The 23,258-nt window shown below is 75.3% G+C and carries 19 protein-coding genes and 1 riboswitch; of the genes, 12 read left to right on the top strand and 7 right to left on the bottom strand.

What is annotated here, in order from left to right:
- The 3 genes from MY526_RS10000 to MY526_RS10010 all read left to right on the top strand — a co-directional run.
- Window positions 1-1,233: LytR C-terminal domain-containing protein (locus MY526_RS10000; protein WP_436703809.1), on the top strand; the 1,233-nt coding region annotated here is incomplete at its 5' end.
- Between the two features lie 89 nt (window positions 1,234-1,322).
- The gene (locus MY526_RS10005) at window positions 1,323-4,202 is read left to right on the top strand and encodes an alpha/beta fold hydrolase (RefSeq protein ID WP_436703810.1); all 2,880 of its coding nucleotides are present in this window, start codon (window positions 1,323-1,325) and stop codon (window positions 4,200-4,202) included.
- Entirely contained in the window at window positions 4,199-5,080 is an 882-nt protein-coding gene (locus MY526_RS10010) for an ABC transporter permease (protein WP_436695317.1), read from the top strand. Before MY526_RS10005 ends, MY526_RS10010 begins: the two co-directional genes overlap by 4 nt.
- 41 nt (window positions 5,081-5,121) lie before the next feature.
- On the opposite strand, the gene MY526_RS10015 is transcribed toward MY526_RS10010, so the two are convergent.
- On the bottom strand, window positions 5,122-5,943 hold the full coding sequence (locus MY526_RS10015) for an HAD family hydrolase (RefSeq protein ID WP_436695316.1): 822 nt from the start codon (window positions 5,941-5,943) through the stop codon (window positions 5,122-5,124).
- 59 nt (window positions 5,944-6,002) lie between these two features.
- Window positions 6,003-6,130: riboswitch (SAM riboswitch) on the top strand.
- Window positions 6,131-6,142: 12 nt separating this feature from the next.
- Here MY526_RS10015 and thrC point away from each other — a divergent pair.
- The 3 genes from thrC to groL all read left to right on the top strand — a co-directional run bounded on the left by thrC (window position 6,143) and on the right by groL (window position 9,772).
- On the top strand, window positions 6,143-7,444 hold the full coding sequence (thrC, locus tag MY526_RS10020) for a threonine synthase (RefSeq protein WP_436695315.1): 1,302 nt from the start codon (window positions 6,143-6,145) through the stop codon (window positions 7,442-7,444).
- Window positions 7,445-7,642: 198 nt separating this feature from the next.
- Window positions 7,643-7,843 carry a cold-shock protein gene (locus tag MY526_RS10025; RefSeq protein ID WP_436695314.1) on the top strand — a complete coding sequence of 67 codons (201 nt, stop codon included), beginning with the start codon at window positions 7,643-7,645 and terminating at the stop codon, window positions 7,841-7,843.
- Between the two features lie 300 nt (window positions 7,844-8,143).
- Window positions 8,144-9,772 (top strand): chaperonin GroEL, encoded by a 1,629-nt coding sequence (gene groL / locus MY526_RS10030; protein WP_436695313.1) that lies wholly within the window; start codon window positions 8,144-8,146, stop codon window positions 9,770-9,772.
- A gap of 132 nt (window positions 9,773-9,904) precedes the next feature.
- On the opposite strand, the gene MY526_RS10035 is transcribed toward groL, so the two are convergent.
- Both MY526_RS10035 and MY526_RS10040 read right to left on the bottom strand, forming a co-directional pair.
- A complete protein-coding gene (locus tag MY526_RS10035) occupies window positions 9,905-10,273 on the bottom strand; it encodes a VOC family protein (protein ID WP_436695312.1) in 369 nt (122 codons plus the stop codon).
- Between the two features lie 125 nt (window positions 10,274-10,398).
- Window positions 10,399-12,123, bottom strand: a complete 1,725-nt coding sequence (locus tag MY526_RS10040) for a fibronectin type III domain-containing protein (RefSeq protein ID WP_436695311.1) — start codon at window positions 12,121-12,123, stop codon at window positions 10,399-10,401.
- Window positions 12,124-12,464: 341 nt separating this feature from the next.
- On the opposite strand from MY526_RS10040, the gene MY526_RS10045 reads away from it, so the two are divergent.
- Window positions 12,465-13,250 carry a DUF72 domain-containing protein gene (locus MY526_RS10045; RefSeq protein ID WP_436695310.1) on the top strand — a complete coding sequence of 262 codons (786 nt, stop codon included), beginning with the start codon at window positions 12,465-12,467 and terminating at the stop codon, window positions 13,248-13,250.
- Between the two features lie 49 nt (window positions 13,251-13,299).
- Here the strand turns inward: MY526_RS10045 and MY526_RS10050 are convergent, their stop codons facing one another.
- Window positions 13,300-14,043: a hypothetical protein gene (locus tag MY526_RS10050; protein WP_436695309.1), complete on the bottom strand. Its 744-nt coding sequence runs from the start codon at window positions 14,041-14,043 to the stop codon at window positions 13,300-13,302.
- An 89-nt stretch (window positions 14,044-14,132) separates the two neighbouring features.
- On the bottom strand, window positions 14,133-15,131 hold the full coding sequence (locus MY526_RS10055) for a Gfo/Idh/MocA family protein (protein WP_436703811.1): 999 nt from the start codon (window positions 15,129-15,131) through the stop codon (window positions 14,133-14,135).
- Window positions 15,132-15,166: 35 nt separating this feature from the next.
- Here MY526_RS10055 and MY526_RS10060 point away from each other — a divergent pair, with 35 nt between their 5' ends.
- On the top strand, window positions 15,167-15,469 hold the full coding sequence (locus tag MY526_RS10060) for a DUF4031 domain-containing protein (protein WP_436695307.1): 303 nt from the start codon (window positions 15,167-15,169) through the stop codon (window positions 15,467-15,469).
- On the opposite strand, the gene MY526_RS10065 is transcribed toward MY526_RS10060, so the two are convergent.
- Complete coding sequence (locus tag MY526_RS10065; RefSeq protein WP_436703812.1) at window positions 15,414-16,067, bottom strand: HD domain-containing protein; 654 nt, start codon at window positions 16,065-16,067, stop codon at window positions 15,414-15,416. The two genes, MY526_RS10060 and MY526_RS10065, sit on opposite strands and share 56 nt — an antisense overlap.
- Complete coding sequence (locus MY526_RS10070; RefSeq protein WP_436695305.1) at window positions 16,064-17,335, bottom strand: ArgE/DapE family deacylase; 1,272 nt, start codon at window positions 17,333-17,335, stop codon at window positions 16,064-16,066. Before MY526_RS10070 ends, MY526_RS10065 begins: the two co-directional genes overlap by 4 nt.
- 62 nt (window positions 17,336-17,397) lie before the next feature.
- Between MY526_RS10070 and MY526_RS10075 the strand changes: the two genes are divergently transcribed.
- The 4 genes from MY526_RS10075 (at window position 17,398) to MY526_RS10090 (ending at window position 23,165) form a co-directional block, all read left to right on the top strand.
- The gene (locus tag MY526_RS10075) at window positions 17,398-18,201 is read left to right on the top strand and encodes a phospholipid scramblase-related protein (protein WP_436703813.1); all 804 of its coding nucleotides are present in this window, start codon (window positions 17,398-17,400) and stop codon (window positions 18,199-18,201) included.
- A gap of 301 nt (window positions 18,202-18,502) precedes the next feature.
- A complete protein-coding gene (locus MY526_RS10080; protein WP_436695303.1) occupies window positions 18,503-19,810 on the top strand; it encodes an MFS transporter in 1,308 nt (435 codons plus the stop codon).
- Between the two features lie 131 nt (window positions 19,811-19,941).
- Window positions 19,942-20,073, top strand: coding sequence for a hypothetical protein (locus MY526_RS10085; protein WP_436695302.1), 132 nt, complete (start codon window positions 19,942-19,944; stop codon window positions 20,071-20,073).
- 41 nt (window positions 20,074-20,114) lie between these two features.
- Window positions 20,115-23,165, top strand: coding sequence for a helix-turn-helix transcriptional regulator (locus tag MY526_RS10090; protein ID WP_436703814.1), 3,051 nt, complete (start codon window positions 20,115-20,117; stop codon window positions 23,163-23,165).
- The last annotated feature ends 93 nt before the right edge of the window (window positions 23,166-23,258 follow it).

The following is a 23,258-nucleotide window of genomic DNA, read 5'->3' on the forward strand; positions in this document are numbered from 1 at the left end:
GCACGGCCCGCCGCGCGGCCGCGTCCGGTGGAGCCGGCGCCCGAGACCCGCGTGCGGCTCCCCCTCCCGCCCGCCGCGGCGGCCGCTCCGGTGGCCCCCCCGGCGCCGGTGGCGCCACGCACCACGGTCGCGCCGTTCCAGGCCGTCCCCACCCCGAGCCACGGCAGCGACGAGCCCCGGCCGGAGGCGGGTCCGCGCCGCGGCGCCGGCACCGAGCCGGCCGCCGAGCCGTCCTGGCGGGCCGGCCGGCCGGCCGCCGTCGAGGCGCCGTCGCGGAACGGCTCCGGCTCCCGCGACTGGACCAGCCCCTCACGCGTCGAGCCGGACCGGCCGGCCCCCGCGCCGATCACCACGGCCATCCCGGACCGCAACCCCGCCCGGGCCGAGGACTCCGCGCGGCGGACCCCGGCACCGGCCACCGAGGCGATCCCCGACCGGAACGCCACCACCCGCGACCGCGGCGACGCCGACGACCGCTGGGCCGACGAGGACGACCGGGTCGACGAGGACGACGACCTCGACGAGCCCGCGGACCTGCGCCGCGGGCCGGTGACCGGCCCGGTCACCGGGCCGTCGACGGAGGTCGTCGGCGGCCGGGCGGCGCTGCGCGCCGAGCGGCAGGCCGCGGAGGCCGAGCGCCGCAGGTCCGGCCGTCGCAGTGGGGCGACCGCGGTCCGGCTCGACGACGAGGACGGCCCGCGCCGCCCCTCGGGTGTCCGCCGCGCCGCGACCGGCCTGCTCGCCGTCGCGGTCGTCGCGCTGGTGGTGCTGGGCGTCTACTCCTTCGCCGTCCCGGACGCCGAGGAGGCCTCGCGGTCGCAGTCGACCGCGACCACCCCCTCGACGTCGGCCGCCACCGCGCCGCCGAGCTCGGCCCTGCCCCCGCTGGAGGTCGAGCCGCTGCCGCCGGCCGAGGGCGCCGCCCCGGCCGCGGACGTCCGGGCTCCGGTGACCGTGCTCAACGCCACCGGCATCACCGGGCTGGCCGCCGACGTCGCCGGCGCGATCGGCGGGCAGGGCTTCGAGTCGCCGGGGGTGGGCCAGTACCAGGGCGGGGACATCGCCGTCACCACCGTCTACTACACCGAGGGCGACGAGACCCAGCGCCAGGCCGCGGTCCGGCTGGTCGAGCTGTTCCCCGAGATCCACGGCCCAGCGGTGCGGTTCTTCGAGGTCCCCGACGTGGCCGTCCCCGGTCTCGTGCTCGTGGCCACCGGAGAGTGGCGGCCCTGACGCCGGGCCGCGCCGAGCCGGTGCGGCGGGTCCGGAACACCGGGCTGCGGTCGACCGTTGGCCGCTCCGTGCGTCCCCATCGCGGGCCCGTGCGTCCCCGCCCGCGCCCCGGCGCCCGCGGAGCGCTCGTCGCCCTGCTCACCCCGCTGCTCGCCGGCGTCCTGCTCGTCGTCTCGCCGGCCGCGCCGGCGGCGGCCGCGGAGGACGTCGCCACCGAGGAGTCGCTCGTCCCCTCCGGCTCGGGCGCGGACGCCGTCGAGCTCGACACCACCCTCTACCTGCCGGGCTCCGCGACCGCGGACCGGCCGGCCCCCGCCGTCGTCCTCGCGCACGGCTTCGGCGGCAGCAAGGACTCCGTGGCCGAGGACGCCCGGCTGCTGGCCGAGCGCGGCTACGTCGTCCTCGCCTACTCCGCGCGCGGCTTCGGCCGCAGCACCGGCCAGATCGGCCTCAACGACCCGCGCTACGAGGTCGCCGACCTCTCCACGCAGCTCGACCGGCTGGCCGAGCGCGACGACGTGCTGCTCGACGGCGAGGGCGACCCCCGCGTGGGCGTCGCCGGCGCCTCCTACGGCGGGGCGCTGTCCCTCCTCGGCGCGGCCTACGACGACCGCATCGACGCCATCGCTCCGCAGATCACCTGGAACTCGCTGACCGCGGCGCTGTTTCCCTCCCAGGTCGGTGCCGCCGACGGCGAGACCGTCGCGGCGACTCCGCAGGGCGCGGACGCCGGGGTCTACAAGCGGCTGTGGTCGGGGCTGTTCTTCGGCGTCGGGTCGGTGCCCACCGGGGGCCTGCTCGACGCCCTGGGCGGCGGCACCGGCGAGGACGACGAGGGCGGGCTGCCGGCCGCGGCAGGTGCGGGCCTCCCGCAGCTCGGTCCGGCGTCCGTCGACCCCGCGCAGGTGGAGCAGCTGCTGACCTGCGGCCGGTTCCGGACCGACATCTGCGCCGCCTACCAGACCGCCGCGGCCACCGGCACGCTGACGCCGGAGATCGCCGCGGTGCTCGACCGCAGCAGCCCGGCGACCGTCCTCGACCGCATCGACGCCCCGACGCTGCTGGTCCAGGGCACCCGCGACTCGCTGTTCGGCCTGGGGCAGGCCGACGCCAACGCCCGGGGCATCGCCGCCGACGGCACCCCGGTCAAGGTGGTCTGGTACACCGGCGGCCACGACGACTCCGGCTCGGAGCGGACCCGGGAGCGGCTGCGCGAGCAGGTCGCCGGGTGGTTCGACTGGCACCTGCGGGGCGAGGGCGAGGACCCGGGCACCGGCTTCGAGTTCCCCGTCCCCGCCGGGGTCGGCGCGGGCGTCGGAAACGTGCAGGGCGGCAACCAGACCGTGGTGGCGCCGGCGTACCCCGGCCTGGCCGGCGCCGAGCCCGCCACCCGGTCCACCTTCCCGCTCAGCGGGTCGACGCAGCCGGTGGTCACCCCCGCCGGTGGCACCCCCGCGGCGATCACCGTGGTGCCCGGGCTGGGTTCGCTCAGCGCGGCCCTGGGTGGCAGCTCCTTCGAGATCCCCGGCCAGTTCGCCGCCTTCGACAGCGAGCCGCTCGACAGCGCGGTCGAGGTCGTGGGCGCCCCGACGGTCGACCTCGCGGTCGCCTCGGCCCGCGGCACCGCGACGCTGTTCGCCAAGCTCTACGACGTCGGGCCCGACGGCTCGATGACCCTCCCCGCCGGTCAGGTGGCGCCGCTGGCGCTGACCGGTCTGTCGGCCGACCCGACCGCGCCCACCGAGGTGTCGGTGACCCTGCCGGGCATCGTGCACCGCTTCGAGGCGGGGCACACCCTGCGGGTCGTCGTCTCCTCGACCGACCAGGCGTTCGCGCTGCCGGCCGAGGCGATCGTCTACTCGGTGGCCCTCGCCGGCGGGGACGGCGCCGCGCTCAGCGTCCCGGAGGTCGACGGCCGGACCGAGGCCGTCGGCGGCACCTCCCGCTGGTGGGTGCTGCTGGGCGCCGTCGTCGCCCTCGGGCTGCTCGGCTGGCTGGTCGCCGTCCTGTGGGGCCGCCGGCGCCGCCGCCGGGTGTCGGCCGTCGAACCCGATGGCGAGGACGTCCCGCTGCGCTTCACCGGCGTGACCAAGGCCTACAAGGACGGCTTCGTCGCCGTCCGGGACCTCTCCTTCGAGGTGCGCCGCGGCCAGGTGCTCGGCCTGCTCGGGCCCAACGGTGCGGGCAAGACCACCTCGCTGCGCATGCTCATGGGGCTGATCCGGCCCACCGACGGGCGGATCAGCATCTTCGGCCACGCGGCCGGCCCGGGCGCGCCCGTCCTCTCCCGGCTGGGCTCCTTCGTCGAGGGCACCGGCCTGCAGCCGCACCTGTCCGGCCGCGACAACCTCCGGCTGTACTGGGCGGCCACCGGCCGGCCGGCCGCGGACGCGCACATGGACGAGGCCATCCAGGTGGCCGGGCTGGGGACGGCGATCGACCGCCCGGTGCGCCGCTACAGCCAGGGCATGCGGCAGCGGGTGGCGATCGCCCAGGCGATGCTCGGCCTGCCCGACCTGCTGGTGCTCGACGAGCCGACCAACGGGCTGGACCCGCCCCAGATCCACGCGATGCGCGAGGTGCTGCGGTCCTATGCCGCGACCGGCCGGACGGTCATCGTGTCCAGCCACCTGCTCAGCGAGATCGAGCAGACCTGCAGCCACGTCGTCGTCATGACCAAGGGACAGAAGATCGCCCAGGGCACGGTGGAGGAGATCGTCGGCACCGGCGGCGCGGTGCTCGTCGGCCTGGTCGACGACGCCGACACCGACCGCGCGATCGCCGTCCTCGAGGGGCTGCCGGGGGTGTCGGCCGTGCACACCGACGAGGGGCTGGTCGCCGAGCTCGACGGCACCAGCCGGGTCCGGGCGCTGCAGGCTCTGGTCGAGGCCGGCCTCGAGGTCGACGCCTTCACGCCGCGGCGCCGGCTGGAGGACGCGTTCCTGGCGCTGGTGGGGGAGGAGGCGTGAGCCGGAGCATGGAGACCGAGCACGTCCAGCCGACGGGGGCGATCGCCGGGTACCGGCCCGAGCGCACGCTGCGGCTGTCGGTCGAGCTGCGCCGGCAGTTCAAGCGCCGGCGCACCATCGGCGTCTTCGCCCTGATGGTCGCGCTGCCGCTGATCCTGATCGCGGCGCTGCAGCTGGGGGCCAGCGAGGAGGCGGCGGAGAACAGCCGGCTGAACCTCGTCGACGTCGCCACCTCCAGCGGGCTGAACTTCACCCTGTTCGTGCTGTTCGCGACGACCAGCTTCTTCCTGGTCGTCGTCTACGCGCTGTTCTTCGGCGACACGGTTGCCGCCGAGGCGCAGTGGGGGTCGCTGCGCTACACGCTGGCCACGCCGGTGCCGCGGATGCGGCTGCTCCGGCAGAAGTGGTACGCGGCCCTGGTGCTCTCGGTGGGGGCGCTGCTGGCGCTGGTCCTCACCGGACTGGTGGCCGGTGGCATCGCCTTCGGGTTCGAGGCGATCCAGACGCCGATCGGCGTGACGCTCGGCCAGGGTGAGGGGCTGCTGCGGCTGGCCGGGATGGTCGGCTACCTCGCCGTCCACCTGCTCGTCGTCGGCACGCTGGCGTTCTGGTTCTCCACGATCACCGACGCGCCCCTGGCCGCGGTCGGCGGCGCGGTGTTCACCATGTTCGTCTTCGCGATCCTCGACCAGGTCGAGCAGCTCGGCGCGGTCCGCGACTGGTTCCCCACCGCGGAGGAGTTCGCCTGGACCGACCTGCTGCAGACCCCGGTCGACTCCGGCGACCTGTTCCGGGGCGTGGTCCAGTCGCTGGTGTACGCGGCGGTCTTCACCGCGCTGGCCTTCCGCCACTTCGCCCGCCGCGACGTCACGAGCTGATGGAGTGGTTCTGTCGGCGTGACGCCGACAGAACCACTCCATCAGAGACTCGCGCGGACGGCCTCGGCCCAGCCCTCGCCCATCGCGGCACCGGTCACCGCCACGTTCGGGACGGCGGCCAGCAGGTCGGCCATCCCGTCGACGGTCGCCCCGTTCGCGGTGATCCACAGCCGGCCGACCGCCGGCGCCATCTCCAGGTCGCTGACGCTGTCGCCGATCGCCACCGCGTCGTCGGGGGTCAGGCCGCGTCGCTCGAGGTCCCACGCGATCGCCGCGCCCTTGGAGATGCCGCGCGGCATCAGGTGGTAGACCCGCGGCGGCAGCGCGTCGGGGGCCAGGGTCATCCGGGACGTCGCCGGGATGGACCCGTTGTCGTTGAGCGTCAGCCAGCCGTGCCCGCGCTCGGCGAGGTACGCGTCGACGGCCAGGGGGTCCACCCGGCCGCGCAGCAGCGCGTCGGTCGTGTGGGTGGCGTGCCAGGGGGCGTGCCACTCCAGCCGGCCGGCGTGGCGCGCCAGCAGGTCCTCGACGACGCCGAGCTCGGCCATCACCTCCATCGGGGCCCGCGCGGCGTGCTCGGCGGGCAGCTCCCCGGTCAGCCGGTGGACGCCGCGGCCGCCGTCCCAGCCGACGACGGAGCCGAGCTCGGCGATCGCGCCGTCCGCCGCGAAGATCCGCGCCGCCTCCACCACCTGCTCGAACGTCCGCCCGCTGACCAGCACGAGCGGGACGCCGGCCCGGTGCAGGTCGAGCAGTGCGGTGGCCGGGCCGGCGGTGAGGTCGCGGGCGGCGGTGTGCCAGAAGGAGCCCCGGGGGCCGACCATCGTGCCGTCGAGGTCGGTGTAGACGATCCGCGCAGTCACGGACTCATCGTGGCCGGGTCCGCAGCGACGACGGTCACCTGGGTACAGTCGGTGCGTTCCACTCATCCAGAGGGGCAGAGGGACACGGCCCGATGAAGCCCCGGCAACCGCCGACCGCGCACTCCGCGGCGAGAGGTGCCAATTCCGTCCCGCGCGGCTCGACGGCCCGCCGCGGGGAAGATGAGGAGGTAGTCGTCGCATGACCCTGACCGCTCCCGGTTCCCTTCAGGCCGACTCCGGTGCCGGTGGCCCGGTGCCCCCGTGTCCGGCACGCGGGCTGGTGTGCCGCAACTGCGGCGCCACCTTCGGCCTGGTCGCCGAGCACGCCTGCGCCGAGTGCTTCGGCCCGCTCGAGGTCGACTACGACCCCGAGATCATGCGCGCGGTCACCCGCGAGCAGATCGAGGCCGGCCCGCAGAACATCTGGCGCTACGTCGCACTGCTGCCGGTGGGGCAGGACCCGGCCGACCGCGTCTCGCTCGACCCCGGCCTGACCCCGCTGGTGCGGGCCGACCGGCTGGCCGCGGAGCTGGGCGTCACCGGGGGCCTCTGGGTCAAGGACGACTCGGCCAACCCCACCCACTCGTTCAAGGACCGCGTGGTCAGCCTCGCGGCGACCGCCGCCAAGCGCCTGGGCTACACCAAGATCGCCGCAGCCTCCACCGGCAACCTGGCCAACTCGGTCGCCGCGCACGCCGCGCGGGTCGGCATCCCGTCGTTCGTGTTCATCCCGAGCGACCTGGAGCCGGGCAAGGTCGTCCAGTCGGCGGTCTACGGGCAGACGCTGGTCGCCGTCGACGGCTCCTACGACGACGTCAACCGGCTGACCAGCGAGCTCGCCGAGACCGACGAGTTCGAGGACACCGCCTTCGTCAACCAGAACGTGCGGCCCTACTACGCCGAGGGCTCCAAGACGATGGGTTACGAGATCGCCGAGCAGCTCGGCTGGCGGATCCCGGCCCAGGTCGTCATCCCCATGGCGTCGGGCTCGCTGCTCACCAAGGTGGACAAGGCGTTCCGCGAGCTGACCACCGCCGGCATCGTCGAGGCGAGCGAGTGGACGATCTTCGGCGCCCAGTCGGCCGGCTGCGACCCGATCGCCACGGCCTTCGACAACGGGTGGGACGTCGTCAAGCCGGTGAAGCCGACCGGCATCGCCAAGTCGCTCAACATCGGCAACCCCGCCGACGGCCCGTACGCGCTCGACGCGATCCGGCGCACCGGTGGCGCGGTCGGCCGGGTGGACGACGAGCAGATCGTGCAGGGCATCCGCGACCTCGCCCGGACCACCGGGGTGTTCGCCGAGACCGCCGGCGGCGTCACGGTCGCGGTGCTGCGCCAGCTCCTGGAGGACGGCCGGCTGGACCCGGCCAAGGAGACCGTCGTCCTCAACACCGGGGAGGGCCTCAAGACCCTCGACCCGCTGGAGCCGGTCGTCGGGCCGACCCACCGGGTGCAGCCGTCGCTGAAGTCGGTGCGGGCGGCCGGTCTCATCGGGTGACGGAGTAGGGTCGCAGCCGGATCGGGGGACGTCGTCCCTCCATCCGTGTCCGGCGTGGGTGAGGTTGCTCTCACCACGCCCTTCGTGTTGTACCTTCTCCCGCGGTTCGGTTCCACGTTCGTGTTCGACGGGCGGAAGAGCTAGACCCGGCGCTGGAATGGCTGGCGTCGTCCGCACGCACGAAACGTGGGAGCACACGTGGCACAGGGCACCGTGAAGTGGTTCAACGCCGAGAAGGGCTTCGGCTTCATCGCCGTCGACGGCGGCCAGGACGTCTTCGTCCACTACTCCGCCATCCAGATGGACGGGTACAAGAGCCTCGACGAGGGCCAGCGGGTCACCTTCGAGGTCGTCCAGGGTGAGAAGGGGCCGCAGGCCGACAGCGTGCGCTCCGCCTGAGCTCGCAGGTCCTCGCCGAGGCCCGGTTCCCCGCCAGGGGGCCGGGCCTCGGTCGTGTCCGGGAGGCCGCAGAGGCACTCGGTCGGGCCGGGGAACAGCCGGCGCCCACCCCCCGTTCTTGCACTCGGCAGGGTCGAGTGCCAAACTCTCGGTTGGCACTCGACAGTGCCGAGTGCCAATCAGGTCGGATGCGGTGAGGCACTGGTGTGCGGGCCGACGGAGTGCCCGTGCCACCGGTGTCGTCCGTCGCGGGCGCCGAACCCGGCCGTGCAGCGATCCATGCATGGAGGACATCACCACATGGCCAAGATGATCGCCTTCGAGGAAGAGGCTCGCCGCGGCCTCGAGCGGGGCATGAACACCCTCGCCGACGCCGTCAAGGTGACCCTCGGCCCCAAGGGCCGCAACGTCGTCCTCGAGAAGAAGTGGGGTGCCCCCACCATCACCAACGATGGTGTGAGCATCGCCAAGGAGATCGAGCTCGAGGACCCGTGGGAGAAGATCGGCGCCGAGCTGGTCAAGGAGGTCGCCAAGAAGACCGACGACGTCGCGGGTGACGGCACCACCACCGCCACCGTGCTCGCCCAGGCGCTCGTGCGCGAGGGCCTGCGCAACGTCGCCGCCGGCGCCAACCCGATGGCCCTCAAGAAGGGCATCGAGAAGGCCGTCGAGTCGGTCACCGAGTACCTCCTCTCGACCGCGAAGGACGTCGAGACCAAGGAGCAGATCGCCGCCACCGCGTCGATCTCCGCCGCTGACCCGGCCATCGGCGAGCTCATCGCCGAGGCGATGGACAAGGTCGGCAAGGAAGGCGTCATCACCGTCGAGGAGAGCAACACCTTCGGCCTCGAGCTCGAGCTCACCGAGGGCATGCGCTTCGACAAGGGCTACATCTCGCCCTACTTCGTCACCGACGCCGAGCGCATGGAGGCCGTCCTCGACGACCCGTACGTGCTCGTCGTCAACAGCAAGATCAGCTCGGTCAAGGACCTGCTCCCGCTGCTGGAGAAGGTCATGCAGTCGGGCAAGCCGCTGGCCATCATCGCCGAGGACGTCGAGGGCGAGGCCCTCGCGACCCTGGTCGTGAACAAGATCCGCGGGACCTTCAAGTCCCTCGCGGTCAAGGCGCCCGGCTTCGGCGACCGCCGCAAGGCCATGCTGACCGACATCGCCATCCTCACCGGTGGCCAGGTCATCAGCGAGGAGGTCGGCCTCAAGCTGGAGTCCGCCGGCACCGAGCTGCTGGGCCGCGCCCGCAAGGTCGTCGTCACCAAGGACGAGACGACGATCGTCGAGGGTGCCGGTGACAGCGACCAGATCTCCGGCCGGGTCAACCAGATCCGCGCCGAGATCGAGAAGTCGGACTCCGACTACGACCGCGAGAAGCTGCAGGAGCGTCTGGCCAAGCTGGCCGGTGGCGTCGCCGTCATCAAGGCCGGCGCCGCGACCGAGGTCGAGCTCAAGGAGCGCAAGCACCGCATCGAGGACGCGGTGCGCAACGCCAAGGCCGCCGTCGAGGAGGGCATCGTCGCCGGTGGTGGCGTCGCCCTGGCGCAGGCCACCACCGTCGCGTTCGAGAAGCTCGAGCTCGAGGGTGACGAGGCGACCGGTGCCAACATCGTGCGCGTCGCGCTCGAGGCGCCGCTGAAGCAGATCGCCATCAACGCCGGCCTCGAGGGCGGCGTCGTGGCGGAGAAGGTGCGCAACTCGGAGACCGGCTGGGGCCTCAACGCCGCCACCGGCGAGTACGTGGACCTGGTCGCCAGCGGGATCATCGACCCCGCCAAGGTGACCCGCTCGGCGCTGCAGAACGCCGCCTCCATCGCGGCGCTCTTCCTCACCACCGAGGCCGTCATCGCCGACAAGCCGGAGAAGTCCGCTCCGGCCATGCCGGGTGGCGACGGCGGCATGGGCGGCATGGACTTCTAGAAGGACCACGTCGCCCCCCACGACGCGCTCTGCGCGCCGCGGGTCCCTGCGACGTAGCCGTTCCATCGCGTCACCTCGGCAGGGGCGGTCCGCTCAGGCGGGCCGCCCCTGTCGGCGTCTTCGCCCTCGTGTTCAGGCGTCGGGGGCGAAGACGCAGAACTCGTTGCCCTCGGGGTCGGCGAGCACGTCCCACCGGATCTCCGTGTCCCTGGCGCGCAGCAGCGTCGCCCCGGCGGCGAGCAGCGCGGCGGTGTCGCCGTCGACGTCGAGGTGCATCCGGTTCTTCACCGTCTTGCGCTCGGGGACCGGGTTCACCCAGATCAGCGGGCCGGCCCCGGACGGATCGGCGATCGGCACCGGCCCCGCCCGGTCGAAGGGCGTGCCGTCGTCCCGGGTGTCCCGTCGGACGTAGCCCAGGGCCGCGCACCACCAGTCGGCCAACGCCTGGTGGTCGTGGGCGTCGAGGCAGAGGTCCTTGAAGCGGGCGGGTGCGTCGGCCATGGCGGCAGCTCAGCACACCGGCGCGGCCCCCGGCAGGCCGAGGGCCCGTCACCGGATCGGTGACGGGCCCTCGGGGGTGCGGTCGTGCTGCGGGGCGTCAGCGCTGCCCCGGGTGCGGTCCCGGGTCAGCGGGACCGGGTCACCGCCGTCGTCAGGCTGGCGCCAGAGTCGGAGGTGACGGTGATCCGGTTGTCCGTCGGCAGCGCCGGACCGTTCCGCAGGTCGACCGACCAGGTGCCGTCGGCCGCGACGGGGACGTTGACCTGGATCGTCGCGCCGGCCGAGGTGCGGACGTGGACCCGGTTGGCCGTGGTGTCAGCCGCGGTGCCCTGGATCCGGTACTCCCGCCTGTCGGCGCGGTATGTGGCCCGGCTGACGGTGACGACGTCGCCCGGCGTGACCGTGGCGACGACGCCGCTGGCCGTCGTGCCCGGCGTCGCCGCCGTGCCCGACAGCGCACGGACCGACACCGTGTACTCGGTGCCGTTGGCCAGACCGCTCACCGTGCCGCTGGTGCCGGAGGCGACGGTCGTCGTCACCGCGTCCCCGCCGGCGGTGGGCGTGGCGGCGAGCTCGTAGCCGGTGACCGGGCTGGTCGCGCTGCCCGGCTGCGCCGCCGTCCACTCCGCGGTGATGGACTCGTGACCGGCGAGGACGCGGGTCAGGGTCGGCGCCGTCGGAGCCACGACAGCCGGGGTCTCCGTGCCGCCGCCGGTGTCGCCGCCGGTACCCGTGCCGCCGCCGGTGCCGGTCCCCCCGCCCGTGTCCGGGTTGGTCGGGTCGACCGCCGGCGTGATGGTGCCGTCGGCGTTGAGGGTGCCGAGCTGGACGACCGGGCTCCACAGCCCGTTGTTGGCCTCCAGGATGAGTGCGTAGGACTGCTCCGCGTTCAGGCCCCGGATGGTGGCCTCGTTCGGGCCGGTGGTGTTGGCGCCCTGACGCACGGCGATCTCCTGGCCGGTGACGCCGTCGATCGCGGCCACCCGGTACTGGGTGACGGCCTTGGCGTCGGCCGGCTGGGCCGGGGTCGTCCACGTCAGCGAGACGTCGCCGCCCGAGCGGACGGCCGTGACGCGGGTCGGGGGCACCGGGGCCTGGGAGGCCGGGCCGGCCGGGCAGCCACCGAATCCGGGGCCGTCGGTCTCCCCGAACTCGTAGAGGGTGTTTCCCAGTGCCAGCTCGCCGGAGTCCAGCATCCACGAGGTGACGACGTGCTCTCCGTCGGCCACCCGCTCGGCGTCGGCGGCGGAGAACATGCTGAAGGTGACCGAGAAGACCCCTCCGCTGGCGCTGCCCTCCACGGTGTAGCCGGGTCCGCCGTTGGGCTCGGCCGGGTCGACGACCGGCGTCCAGCCGATGGCGCGCTCACCGATCAGGGTCGGGGGCGTGGCCGGGTCGGGACGCCGCATCTCCGGGTTGACGACCTCGACGACGAACCGGTCGAGGCTCACGTCGTCGCCGTAGGTGCCGCTGATCGTCACGGTGCCCTCGACGTCGCCCTCCGCGGGAGTGGCCACGACGTCGCTGACCTCGACCGCGTCGATCTTCGCCGAGCTGGTCGTCGCGCCGTCGCTGAAGGCGGTCTCGCTGAACCGCACCTCGACGAGGTCGCCGCCCCGGATGTCGGGCGTCACGCCGGTCCAGCAGGAGCCACCGGGGTGGTTGAACTCCAGGAACCCGGTGGCGTCGATGACGCCCTCACCGATCCCGACCTGCTGGCCGTTGCGGTTCACCGTCACGGTGGCCGTCTCGCCGGCCTGGTCGGCGTAGCCCTCCAGCGCGACCATGTCACGCTTGGGGAAGATCTCGATGTTGCCCGGGCCCAGAGGTGGGGTCCCGGCTTGGGCCATGGCCGCGAACGTCACCAGGGCGCCGGTGGCGGTGGCGGCCGCCAGGCCGCCGGCCAGGAGCCGCTGGCGAGGCCGCGTCCGTCCGGTCGCGGGAGGTGCACCTGTTCCGTGCGCGCCCCCGTGACCGCCCCGCGAGGTCGGTCGTGCAGTGGTCATCGATGTCTCCGCTGGTCGATCCGGTAGGAGCCTCCGGGTCGGGCCAGGAGGCGCTCCGAACGGTCGCCGCATGATCGACTGCGGGGCAGCCGTGCGAAGGGGGGGCGCGGACCCCCAAACGGGGAGGACGGGGGTCGACGGCCTGTGTCCGCGTCAGCGGGAGCCCACGCGGGTAGGCGAGATCCGTGGCGGTGGTCATCGGGACGTCGGGCTGGCAGTACCGCGACTGGCGCGGCCGCTTCTACCCGCAGCGGATGCCGCAGCGGCTGTGGCTGGAGCACTACGCCGCCCACTTCGCCACGGTGGAGAGCAACAACGCCTTCTACCGGCTGCCGGAGCGCAGCACGTTCGAGGCCTGGCGCACCCGCACCCCGGCCGACTTCCGCTGGGCGGTCAAGGCCAGCCGGTTCCTCACCCACATCAAGCGGCTGCGCGAGCCCCAGGAGCCGGTCGCCCGGCTGATGGGGCGCGCGGAGGGGCTGGGCGAGCGGCTGGACGTCGTCCTGCTGCAGCTGCCCCCGACGCTGCGGGCCGACGTCGACCTGCTGCGGGAGTGCCTCGCGCAGTTCCCGCCCGGCGCCCGGGTGGCCGTCGAGCCGCGGCACGAGACCTGGTGGACCGACGAGGTCCGCGCCCTGCTCGAGCGGTACGGCGCCGCGCTGTGCTGGGCCGACCGCGACGAGGAGCCGGTCGCGCCGCTGTGGCGGACGGCCGGGTGGGGCTACCTGCGGCTGCACCGGGGCGTGCAGGACTGGCGCTACCGGCCGGAGACGCTGCAGCTCTGGGCCGACCGGCTCGCGGCCACCTGGGCAGCGGACGAGGACGTCCTCGTCTACTTCAACAACGACCCCGGCGGGGCCGCGGTGGTCGACGCGGTCGTCTTCGCCGAGGCGGTGCGCCGCACCGCCCGCACGCCGACCCGGGTGCCGACCGCCGAGCAGGCCAGCGGCCTGGCCTGGGACGCGGCCTGAACCGACGGGTGGTCAGGCCGACCGGGAGGCCGGCCCAGCCGCCACCCGATCAGTCGTCGTCGCGGTCCCGGTCGTCGTCGCCGCTGTGCCGGCCGGACTCGGCGCTGCGCTCGGCGGCCTCGCGGGCCTCCTCCGCGGCCTCCTCGGCGGCCCGCTGGGCGTCGCGGCGGGCCCGCTCATCGGCCTCGCGCTGCTCCTCGGCGGCCTCGCGGGCCTCCTCCGCGGCCTCTACGGCGGCCCGCTGGGCGTCGCGGCGCGCCCGCTCATCGGCCTTGCGCTGCTCCTCGGCGGCCTCGCGCGCCAGCCGGGCGGGGTCGTCGGAGTCGTCCGGGCCGTCGCTGGGGTCGGCGGCGCCCGCGTCCCCGCGGCCCTGGTCGGGCGTGCCGTCGTCGTCGGAGCTGCCGTCGTCGGACCCGTCGAGCCCCGAGTCGTCGGTCTCGCCGGCGTCGCCGGAGCCCTGGTCGGGCGTGCCGTCGTCGTCCGACGCGGTCGGGTCGGCGGCGCCCGGGATCTCGGTGGGGTCCGCCCCGGGGCCGTCGCCGGCTCCGTCCCGGCCGGAGTCGTCGATCTCGCCGGCGTCGGACACCGGATCGTCGGAGGACGGCGCGTCGAAGGGGGTCACCGCCTCGATGGCGCCGGCGATGCCGTCCTGGACGCCGCCGGGCAGCACGCCGGCTGCCCCCGCCCCGGTGACGCCGGCGACGGCCACGCCGACGCCGGCCGCCGTCTGCACGACGACCGAGGCGGAGCCGAACTTCGCGGCGAGTGCGGTGATGCCCTGGATGAGGAACACGGTCGGCTCCCTGGATGCCGGTGGGTGTAGTCACTCCACTCATCGGCAGCCGGCGCCAGAACTTGAACTTTGGAGGAGATCTCCCCTCATCAGGTGAAGGCGGCCGGGTCATCGGCGTGCCGGATGCCGAGCTGGTCGGCGGCCTGCCCCAGCACGGCCTGCACCGCGAGGGTGTCGGACAGCGGCATGACGGCGCTCTCGGTGCGCCCGGCCTGCAGGCAGGCGGTCACCTCGGCCAGCTCGTGCGCGTAGCCGGTGCCGGTCGCCGGCCGGGTGATCGTCTCGGGCTCGGCGCCCGCGCGGTGCAGCACGATCGTGTCCGGGTGGTGGAAGCGGGGGAGGACGTCGATCCAGCCGCCGGTGCCCATCACCCGCGCCGCGCCGGGCGTCGGGTACCGCAGCGACGTGGTCAGCGTCGCCGTCCGGCCGTCGGCGTAGCCCAGCAGCAGCGCGGCCTCGGCGTCGGCCCCCGTCGGGAACAGCGAGCCGGCGACGTGCACCGTGTCCGGCGTGCCGAGCAGCATCTGCGCGAACGAGACGACGTAGACGCCGAGGTCCAGCAGCGCGCCGCCGCCGAGCTCGAGGGCGAACAGCCGGTCCAGCGGGTCGTAGTCGCGGGCCACGCCGAGGTCGGCCTGCACCGAGCGGACCCCGCCGATGGCGCCGTCGGCCACCAGATCGCGCAGCCGGACGACGGCCGGCTGGAAGCGGGTCCACATCGCCTCCATGACGAACACGCCGCGCTCGCGGGCCCGCTCGACGACCGCGGCGGCACCGGCGGTGGTCGCGGTGAACGCCTTCTCCACCAGCAGCGCCTTGCCCGCGTCGATGGCGGCCAGGGCGATGGCGGCGTGCTGCGGGTGCGGCGTCGCCACGTAGAGGACGTCGACGTCCGGGTCGGCCAGGATGCCGGCGTAGGAGCCGTGCGCCCGCTCCAGCCCGTGCCGGCCGGCGAACGCCGCCGCGCGGTCGGCCGACCGGGAGGCCACCGCCACCGGCCGGGCGCCGTGCACGTGGGCGAAGTCGGCCATCACGTTCTCCGCGATGCGCCCCGGTCCCACGACGCCCCAGCGGATCTCGGCACTCACCGGCACGACGCTAGCGGCGCGGGCAGACTGGCGCCGTGGCTGTCCTGATCGACACCCCGGCATGGCCGTGGCGTGGCCGGCTGTGGTCGCACCTGGTCAGCGACGTCTCCTACGAGGAGTTGCACGCGTTCGTCGCCGTCGAGCTCGGCATCCCGCGGCGGGCGTTCCAGGGCGACCACTACGACGTCCCGGAGGAGCTCTACGACGTCGCCGTGGCCGCCGGCGCCGAGCCGGTGGGCGCGCGGGAGCTGCTGGCCCGGCTGCGCGGCGCCGGGCTGCGGCTCAAGAAGGCGCGGCCGCCGGAGGCGGCTCGGCGGCCCGCGTCCTCAGCAGGCTGAGCTCGGCGGCGATGTTGGCCCGGGCCAGGGGCGTCCACTCGGCGGCCACGGCCGGGAGCCGGTAGAGCGCCGGCAGCGCGAGCAGGTGCTCCAGGACGGCCGTGCGCCCGGCGGTGAACTCGGCGTCGGAGAGGTGCCCGTACTCCGCTCGGATCGCCGAGGCGTAGCCGGCGTAGGCCGCCGGCGGGCCGGCCAGCACCGCGAGGTCGGCGTCGCAGAGCACCGCGCCGTTCGGATCGTCCGGCGCCGGGTCGTGCCCGGCAGTGAGCAGCACCAGCCGGACCACCTCGGCGACCCGCTCCTCCGGCACCAGCCCGCGCAGACCGGCGCGTGCCCGCTCGGCGCTGACCTGCTCGTTGTCGCCGCGCCGCGGGTCGTAGACGACGTCGTGGTACCAGGCGGCCAGCCGGACCGCGGCCGGGTCGGCCGCGGCTGCGGAGAGCTCCCCGACCAGGCCGAGGACGGCGGCCAGGTGCGCGAGGTCGTGGTAGCGCCGGTGCGGCTCGCTCCACGCGGCGACGACGGCGGCCCACTCCGTGCGCGACGTGGGCGAGTCGCCGGCCAGCTCCGCCCACGCCTCGAAGCCGACGAGGCTCATGCCACCCCGCAGCTGCGCAGGGTCAGCAGCGCGAAGGCCCGCGCCGCGGTGACCAGCTCGGCGAGCGGCACCCGCTCGGTCGGCCCGTGCGCGAGGTGCAGGTCGCCCGGCCCGTAGTGCAGTGTCGGGATGCCGGCGGCGGCGTACAGCCGCAGGTCGCTGCCGGCCGGGATGGCGCGCTCCGGCGGGGCGCCGGCTCCGGTGTCGGCGACCGACTGCCGGACGGCGGCCAGCAGCGGGTGCCCGTCGGGTAGCGAGCCGCTGGCGAACACGCCGCCGGTCCAGGTGAGCCGCACCGGATGGGCGGCCAGCCACGGGGAGCCCGCGCAGATCTCCGCCAGCCGCGCCTCGAAGGCCGCCCGCGCATCGGCCACCGGCTCGCCCAGCCGGACGCCGTAGCGCCCGTCGGCCACCAGCCGGTCGGGCACCGAGCTGGCCCAGTCGCCGGCCCGCACCCGCCCGATGCTGATGCCGTACGGGTAGCGGACGCCGCCGAAGCGCGGGTCGGCGTCCACCTGCCGCTCGGCCTCGAAGGCGCGCAGCCCGGCGTGCACGTCGGCGAAGAGCTCGACCGCGCTCACGCCCTGCTCGCGGTGGGCGGCGTGCGCGGCGTGCCCGGTCACCTCCAGCCGGAAGGTGAGCGCCCCGGCGTGGGCGGTGACCACGGCGCCGGCGGTCGGCTCGGGGATGACGCAGACGTCACCGCGGTGCCCGCGCCGCAGCGTGGCCCAGGCGCCGAGCCCGCCGTCCTCCTCGCCCACGACGGCGTGCACGGCGACCGGCCGGGCCAGCCGGACGCCCGCCGTCCGCACCGCGGCCAGCGCGGCGAGGGAGGCGACGACGCCGGCCTTCATGTCGCACGCCCCGCGGCCGTGCAGCGCCCCGCCGGCGATCCGCGGCTCGAACGGGTCGCCGGGCCACAGCGCCCGGTCGCCGGCCGGCACGACGTCGGTGTGCCCGGAGAACACCAGGGCCGGGACGCCGCCCTGGGCGGCCGGCGCGGTGCCGACGACGCCCCAGGCCTCGGAGCGGTCGACCTCCTGGCCCGGCGCGTCGGGGGCGGCGGCCGCCTCGGCCAGGTCGATCTCCCACCGGTCCACCGCGCAGTCGAGCTCCTCGAGCCACCCCGCGACGAGGTGCTGCACCTCGCTCTCCGCGGCGGTCCCGCCGATCGACGGGACGGCGACCAGCTCGCGCAGCCGGTCGACCAGCCACTCCTCGTCCACCGCGGCGAGGACGCGGGTCTCGGCGTCGGAGAGGTCGGTCACCCCGCGGAGTCTGGCACGCGGTGGACGGGTCGCGACCGCTCCGGGCACTAGCCTGACCGGCCGTGACGCAACCACCCGCGCCGCCCGGCTGGTACCCCGACCCCGCCGGCAGCGGCGGCACCCGGTGGTGGGACGGCGCGGGCTGGACCCAGCACGTGCAGCGGCCCGCACCGCCACCGAAGCCCGCCCCGACCGTGGTCGCGCAGCTGCCGCCGCCGCCACCCCCGGCCGCATCCCACGCCGCCGCGCCGGCGCCGCGGGATGCGGGGCCCTCGCTGTACGAGCAGCCGGTGCTCGTCGTCTCGCAGCAGACCAAGCTCGTCGAGTTGACCAACGAGTACGCCGTCCTCGACGGGCAGGGCCGGCAGATCGGCGCGGTCGTCCAGGTGGGGCAGAGCGCGCTGAAGAAGGCGGTGCGGTTCCTGTCCAGCGTCGACCAGTTCCTCACCCACCGGCTCGAGGTCCGCGACGCCGCCGGTGTGGTGCTGGTGCTCACCCGGCCGGCGAAGTTCGTGAAGTCGCGCGTCGTCGTCCAGCGGCCCTCCGGGGAGGTGCTGGGCGAGATCGTGCAGGCCACCGTGTTCGGGAGGATCCGCTTCGACCTGGTGGTGGCCGGCCAGGCGGTCGGGGCCATCCAGGCGGAGAACTGGCGGGCCTGGGACTTCTCGATCACCGACGCGGCGGGCACCGAGGTGGCGCGGATCACCAAGACCTGGGAGGGGCTGGCCCGGACGCTGTTCACCACCGCCGACCGGTACGTCGTCCTCGTCCACTTCCGGCTCCCCGAGCCCCTGGCCAGCATGGTCATCGCCTCGGCGCTCACCGTCGACACCGCACTGAAGCAGGACGACCGCGGGTTCAACTGACTCGGGCCGATCCGTGTGCGGGGGCGCGACCGCGGGTAGCCTCGGGAGCGTCCGGGCCGGGTGCATCGTGCCCCCGGGTGCCAATTGGATACCGCCTCCGCGGACTACCGCCCCGACCTCGGTCGGGGGCCTGGAGCCGCGTTGTGCAACTCGCCGCGAGGCGGCCGTCACCCGGTCCGGACCCTCGTCCCGCAGCCCCCGCCCTCCCGGACGGGGGCTGCCGCGGTTCGACGTGCCGCCGCCGGACACCCCGCCTACCGTCGTCCGGAGTCGGGGAACCGGGCGACGTCGGGAGCGACCCATGGCAGGCGCTGTGCACCAGGGAGCCGGTACGACGGCGGTCGAGGAGCGGCACCGGCTGCCGGTGCGGACGCTCGTCTCGGCGAGCATCGGCAACGCCGTCGAGTGGTTCGACTGGACGGTCTACGCGACGTTCGTCGTCTACTTCTCCGGCCAGTTCTTCCCGTCGGAGAACGAGGCGCTCGCCCTGGTCGGGGCCACCTCCGCGTACGCCCTCGCGTTCTTCTTCCGGCCCCTGGGCGGCTGGCTGCTCGGCCGGTACGCGGACCTGCGCGGCCGCAAGGCCGGGATGCTGCTGACCATCCTGCTCATGGCCGGCGGGTCGATGGCCATCGCCGTGCTGCCGACGTACGAGGCGGTGGGCTGGCTGGCGCCGATCCTGCTGCTGCTGGCCCGCATCGCCCAGGGCATGTCGCTGGGCGGCGAGGTCTCCAACGCCTCGGCCTACCTGGCCGAGATCGCCCCGCCGGAGCGCCGCGGCCGCTACTCGGCGTTCTTCTACATCTCCACCGGCACCGCGCTGCTGCTGGCCTCGCTGCTCGGCGTGCTGCTGACCAACGTCCTCACCGAGGACCAGCTGCAGACCTACGGCTGGCGGATCGCCTTCGCCGTCGGCGGCCTGCTCGGCCTGATCGGGCTCTGGCTGCGCCGCTCGCTGGAGGAGACCGACCAGTTCGAGGAGAACGCGGCCAAGGCCCGGGCCACCAAGGACCCGCTGCGCCAGACCCTGCGCCACCACCCCAAGGCGGTCGGCCAGCTGATCGCCTTCACGATGCTGTCGACGCTGTCGTACTACACCTTCTTCAGCGCGCTGACCCCGTTCGCGATCAGCTTCCGGGGCGCCGACGACGGCGACGTCTTCCTCGCCCTGTCCATCGGCACCGCGCTGTTCGTGGCGCTGTGCTACCCGTTCGGCGCGCTGTCGGACCGGTTCGGCCGCAAGCCGCAGATGCTGGTCTGGTCCGGCGCCTACGCGGTGCTGATCGTGCCGCTGTCGCTGCTGGTGCAGGACGACCTGCTGTCGCTGGTCGTCGTCTTCTGCACCGGGCTGGGGCTCTACGCCCTGCTGGCCTCGATCGCACCGGCGGTCATGAGCGAGCTGTTCCCCACCGAGCTGCGGGCCACCGGCATCGGCGCCTGGTACAACCTCACGGTCGCGACCTTCGGCGGCACCGCCCCGCTGGTCATCACCGCGCTGTCGGGGGCCGGCTACCCGCTGGTCTTCTTCGTCTACGTCGCCGTCGCAGCGGTGATCGCCTTCGTCGTCATCCTCACCCTGACGGAGACCAAGGGCACCGAGCTGCGCTGAGGTCCGTCTGAGGGGCCTCAGACCGACCTCAGGGCCGCCGGAGGGGTCAGGACTGCGCGACCGGCGGATGCCCGGCCGCCCCCTCAGCACGACCGTCGACGTCGTCGAACGAGACGACGGAGGAGACGGTCATGGCGACGTACCCGAACCCCGGCCTGGAGGCCGAGCTGGCCTACCGGCGCGAGGTGCTGCAGCAGATCGGCCGGGGGACCCGCACCCGGCGCGGTCCGTGGTTCTCGCGCCGCACCCGGCGGGTGAGCTGAGAGAGGACCTCCTCCTCCCCACCCCTCGCACGGTCGGGGCGGTGCCCTGGAGGGGGCCGGCCGCCCCGGCCGTCGCGGTCCCGTCGGGGGTGCGTGCCACGATCCTCGACGTGCCGCAGTGGGACGACCGACCGTTGGTCGGCCGGGACGACGAGCTCGCCCGGCTGCTCGCCTCGGTCGACCGTGCCCAGGAGGGGCGGGCCTGCGCGGTCCTGCTCGCCGGCGACGCCGGTGTCGGCAAGACGCGGCTGCTCGACGAGCTCGCCGTCCGGGCGGGTGACCGCGGCTTCCGCGTGCTCACCGGCCACTGCGTCGACCTCGGCGACGTGGGGCTGCCCTACCTGCCGTTCGTCGACCTGGTGCGGCCGGTCGCCGGCGAGCCGCTGACCGCGGCCGGGCAGCCGGCGCTGGCCGGCCTGCTCTCCGGTCGGGCGCCGGTCGCCGTCCCGGACGCGCCGGCCGGCGAGGCGGCCGACCTCGGCCGGCCCCTGCCGCAGCTGGCCCGCCCGCAGCTGGACGACGGCCGGCTGCAGCTGTTCGAGTCCGTCGCCGGGCTGCTCACCGAGCTGGCGGCGGCCACCCCGCTGCTGGTCGTGCTGGAGGACGTGCACTGGGCCGACCGCTCCAGCCGCGACCTGCTCCGCTACCTGCTGGCCCGGCTGGACGACGACCCGATCGCGCTCGTCGTCTCCTACCGCGCCGACGACCTGCACCGCCGCCACCCCCTGCGCCCGCTCCTGGCCGAGCTGGTGCGGCTGCCGGGTGTCGAGCGGCTGGAGCTGGGCCCGCTGCCCGACGCCGCCGTCGGCGAGCTGGTCCGCGGGCTCGGGCAGGACGTGCCGGAGTCGACCGTCGAGGACGTCGTGTCGCGCGCGGAGGGGAACGCCTTCTACGCCGAGGAGCTGCTCGCCGCCGGGCTGGCCGGGGAGACGCTCCCGCTCGCGCTGACCGACGTGCTCCTCGCGCGGGTGGAGCAGCTCGGGGAGGCCGCCCAGCGGATCCTGCGGGTGGCCGCGGTCGCCGGGCGGCAGGTACGGCACGACCTCGTGGCCGCGGTGAGCGGCCTCGGACCAGCGGAGCTCGAGGCGGCGCTGGCCGAGACCGTGCACCGCCACCTGCTGGTCGTCTCCACCGACGGCCGCTACCGGTTCCGCCACGCGTTGCTGCGCGAGGCGGTCCTCGCCGACCTGCTGCCGGGTGAGCGGGTCCGGGTGCACGCGGCGATCGCGGCCCACCTGGCCGCGACCCCGGGCGCGGGTACCGCTGCGGAGCTGGCCCACCACGCCCGCGGCAGCAACGACCTGCCCGGCGCGCTCGCGGCGTCGCTGGAGGCGGCGGCGGAGGCCGCCCGCGTCGGTGCCCCCGCCGAGCAGCTGCAGCACCTGGAGGCCGCCCTGGCGCTGTGGCCGGCGGTGCCCGACGCGGCCGAGCGCGCCGGGCGCGACCAGGCCGCGCTGCTGCTGGACACCGCGGCGGCCGCCCGCCGGGGCGGTGAGCTGCACCGCGCGGTGGCCCTGCTGCGCGCGGCCCTCGACCTGCTCGGGGCCGACGGCGACCCGGTCAGCCGCGCCCGGGTGCACTACACGCTGGCCCAGGCGCTGGGACGCATCGAGGACCAGGCCGCGGCCCACCGGGAGAGCAGGCGGGCCATGGCGCTGGTCCCGGCGCAGCCGCCGTCCGTCGTCCGCACCTGGGCCGCGGCGACCCACGCGCGCACGAGCTACGACCTGAACCGGTGGGCGGAGGGGGATGCCGCCGCCGAGGAGGCGCTCGCCGCGGCCGACGCGCTCGGTCTGGACAGCGCCTGGGCCGACACCGCGGTGTCGCTGGCGCGGGTCCGGGGCTTCGGGGACCGCGCCGCCGTGTGCGCCCGCCTGGAGGAGGCGCTGGCCCGGGCCCGCCGGTCCGGCGACACCGACGTCGAGATGCGGGTGCTGTTCAACCTGGCCGTCGTCCCGTACGAGGCCGGTGCCGTGACCGAGGCGCTGCCGTGGATCGACGCCGGGCTCGACCGGGCACGGACGCTCGGCGTGGAGTGGGCGTTCTACCCCGCGGAGCTGCGGCACCTGGGCGTGGTCGGCCGCTACGTGTCCGGCGACTGGGACGGCAGCCTGCGGTTGGCCGAGGTGCTCGCCCGGGTGCCGGAGATGTCGGCGCACGTCCGGGCGGCCGGGCTGCTGGTGCAGGTGGGCCGCGGCGACCCGGCGACCGCCGAGCGGGTGGCCTGGGCCCGGGGGCTGGCCGCCCGGCTCGACGCGCACGTGCTGCTGCTGCTGGCCACCGCCGGCGCGGAGATCGACCTGGCGGCGTGGGCGGGCGACCCGGCGACCGCCGCCGAGCGGGCCCGGTCGGCGGTGCGGCAGGTGCACGCGCTGTGGGGGTCCGACCGGCTGGCGGTCGTGCGGCTGGTCGCGACGGCGCTGGCCCCGCTGGCCGACGCCGCCGCGGCCGCGCGCCTGACGGGGGACGACGCCGGCGCGCGCCGCTGGGTGTCCGCGGGGGAGGAGCTCGCCGACCAGGCCCGGGCGGCGGTCGACGACCACCTGCGCGCGATCGGCGGGTTCGGCGCCGAGGGCGCCGCCTGGCAGGCGCGGGTCGAGGCCGAGGCGGCCCGCCTGGCCGGCCGGGTCGAGCCGCGGCGGTGGCGGGCCGCGGTCGACGCGTTCGGCTACGGGCACGTCTACGAGCAGGCGCGGTCCCGATGGCGGCTGGCCGAGGCGCTGCTGGCTGCCGACGAACGCGAGGCCGCGGCCGAGGAGCTGCGCGCGGCTGCCGCGGTGGCGGTGCGCCTGGGTGCGGCGCCGCTGCGCGCCGCCGTGGTCGCCCTGGCCCGGCGGGGCCGGCTGGCGTCGGACCTGCCCGGCGCCGGTCGGGTGGTCGAGACGGCCTCGGTGTTCACCCCCCGCGAGACCGAGGTGCTCCGGCTGCTGGCGCAGGGCCGCACCAACCGGCAGATCGGCGCCGAGCTCTACATCAGCGAGAAGACGGCGAGCGTGCACGTGAGCAACATCCTGGCCAAGCTGGGCGCCGGCGGGCGCACCGAGGCGGTCGCGCTCGCCGCCTCCCGTGGGCTGCTGCCGACCGCGAGCTGAGCCGTCGCGGTCCGGGCGGGCCGGGGGTCGCCGCTCCGACCGCCGCGGGCCGCGCCGGAATCGCCGCCGGACCGACCAGGTCCACCTGCGGGA

Origin of the sequence: Geodermatophilus sp. CPCC 205761 (assembly GCF_051383655.1) — a bacterium.
Lineage (GTDB): Bacteria > Actinomycetota > Actinomycetes > Mycobacteriales > Geodermatophilaceae > Geodermatophilus.

What these genes read in the sequence shown, in the direction of transcription:
- MY526_RS10035 (WP_436695312.1), bottom strand. Translation starts at nt 10,273, where the DNA reads ATGGCCGACGCACCCGCCCGCTTCAAGGACCTCTGCCTCGACGCCCAC.
- groL (WP_436695313.1), top strand. Translation starts at nt 8,144, where the DNA reads ATGGCCAAGATGATCGCCTTCGAGGAAGAGGCTCGCCGCGGCCTCGAG.
- MY526_RS10085 (WP_436695302.1), top strand. Translation starts at nt 19,942, where the DNA reads ATGGCGACGTACCCGAACCCCGGCCTGGAGGCCGAGCTGGCCTACCGG.
- MY526_RS10065 (WP_436703812.1), bottom strand. Translation starts at nt 16,067, where the DNA reads ATGAGCCTCGTCGGCTTCGAGGCGTGGGCGGAGCTGGCCGGCGACTCG.
- MY526_RS10040 (WP_436695311.1), bottom strand. Translation starts at nt 12,123, where the DNA reads ATGGCCCAAGCCGGGACCCCACCTCTGGGCCCGGGCAACATCGAGATC.
- thrC (WP_436695315.1), top strand. Translation starts at nt 6,143, where the DNA reads ATGACCCTGACCGCTCCCGGTTCCCTTCAGGCCGACTCCGGTGCCGGT.
- MY526_RS10080 (WP_436695303.1), top strand. Translation starts at nt 18,503, where the DNA reads ATGGCAGGCGCTGTGCACCAGGGAGCCGGTACGACGGCGGTCGAGGAG.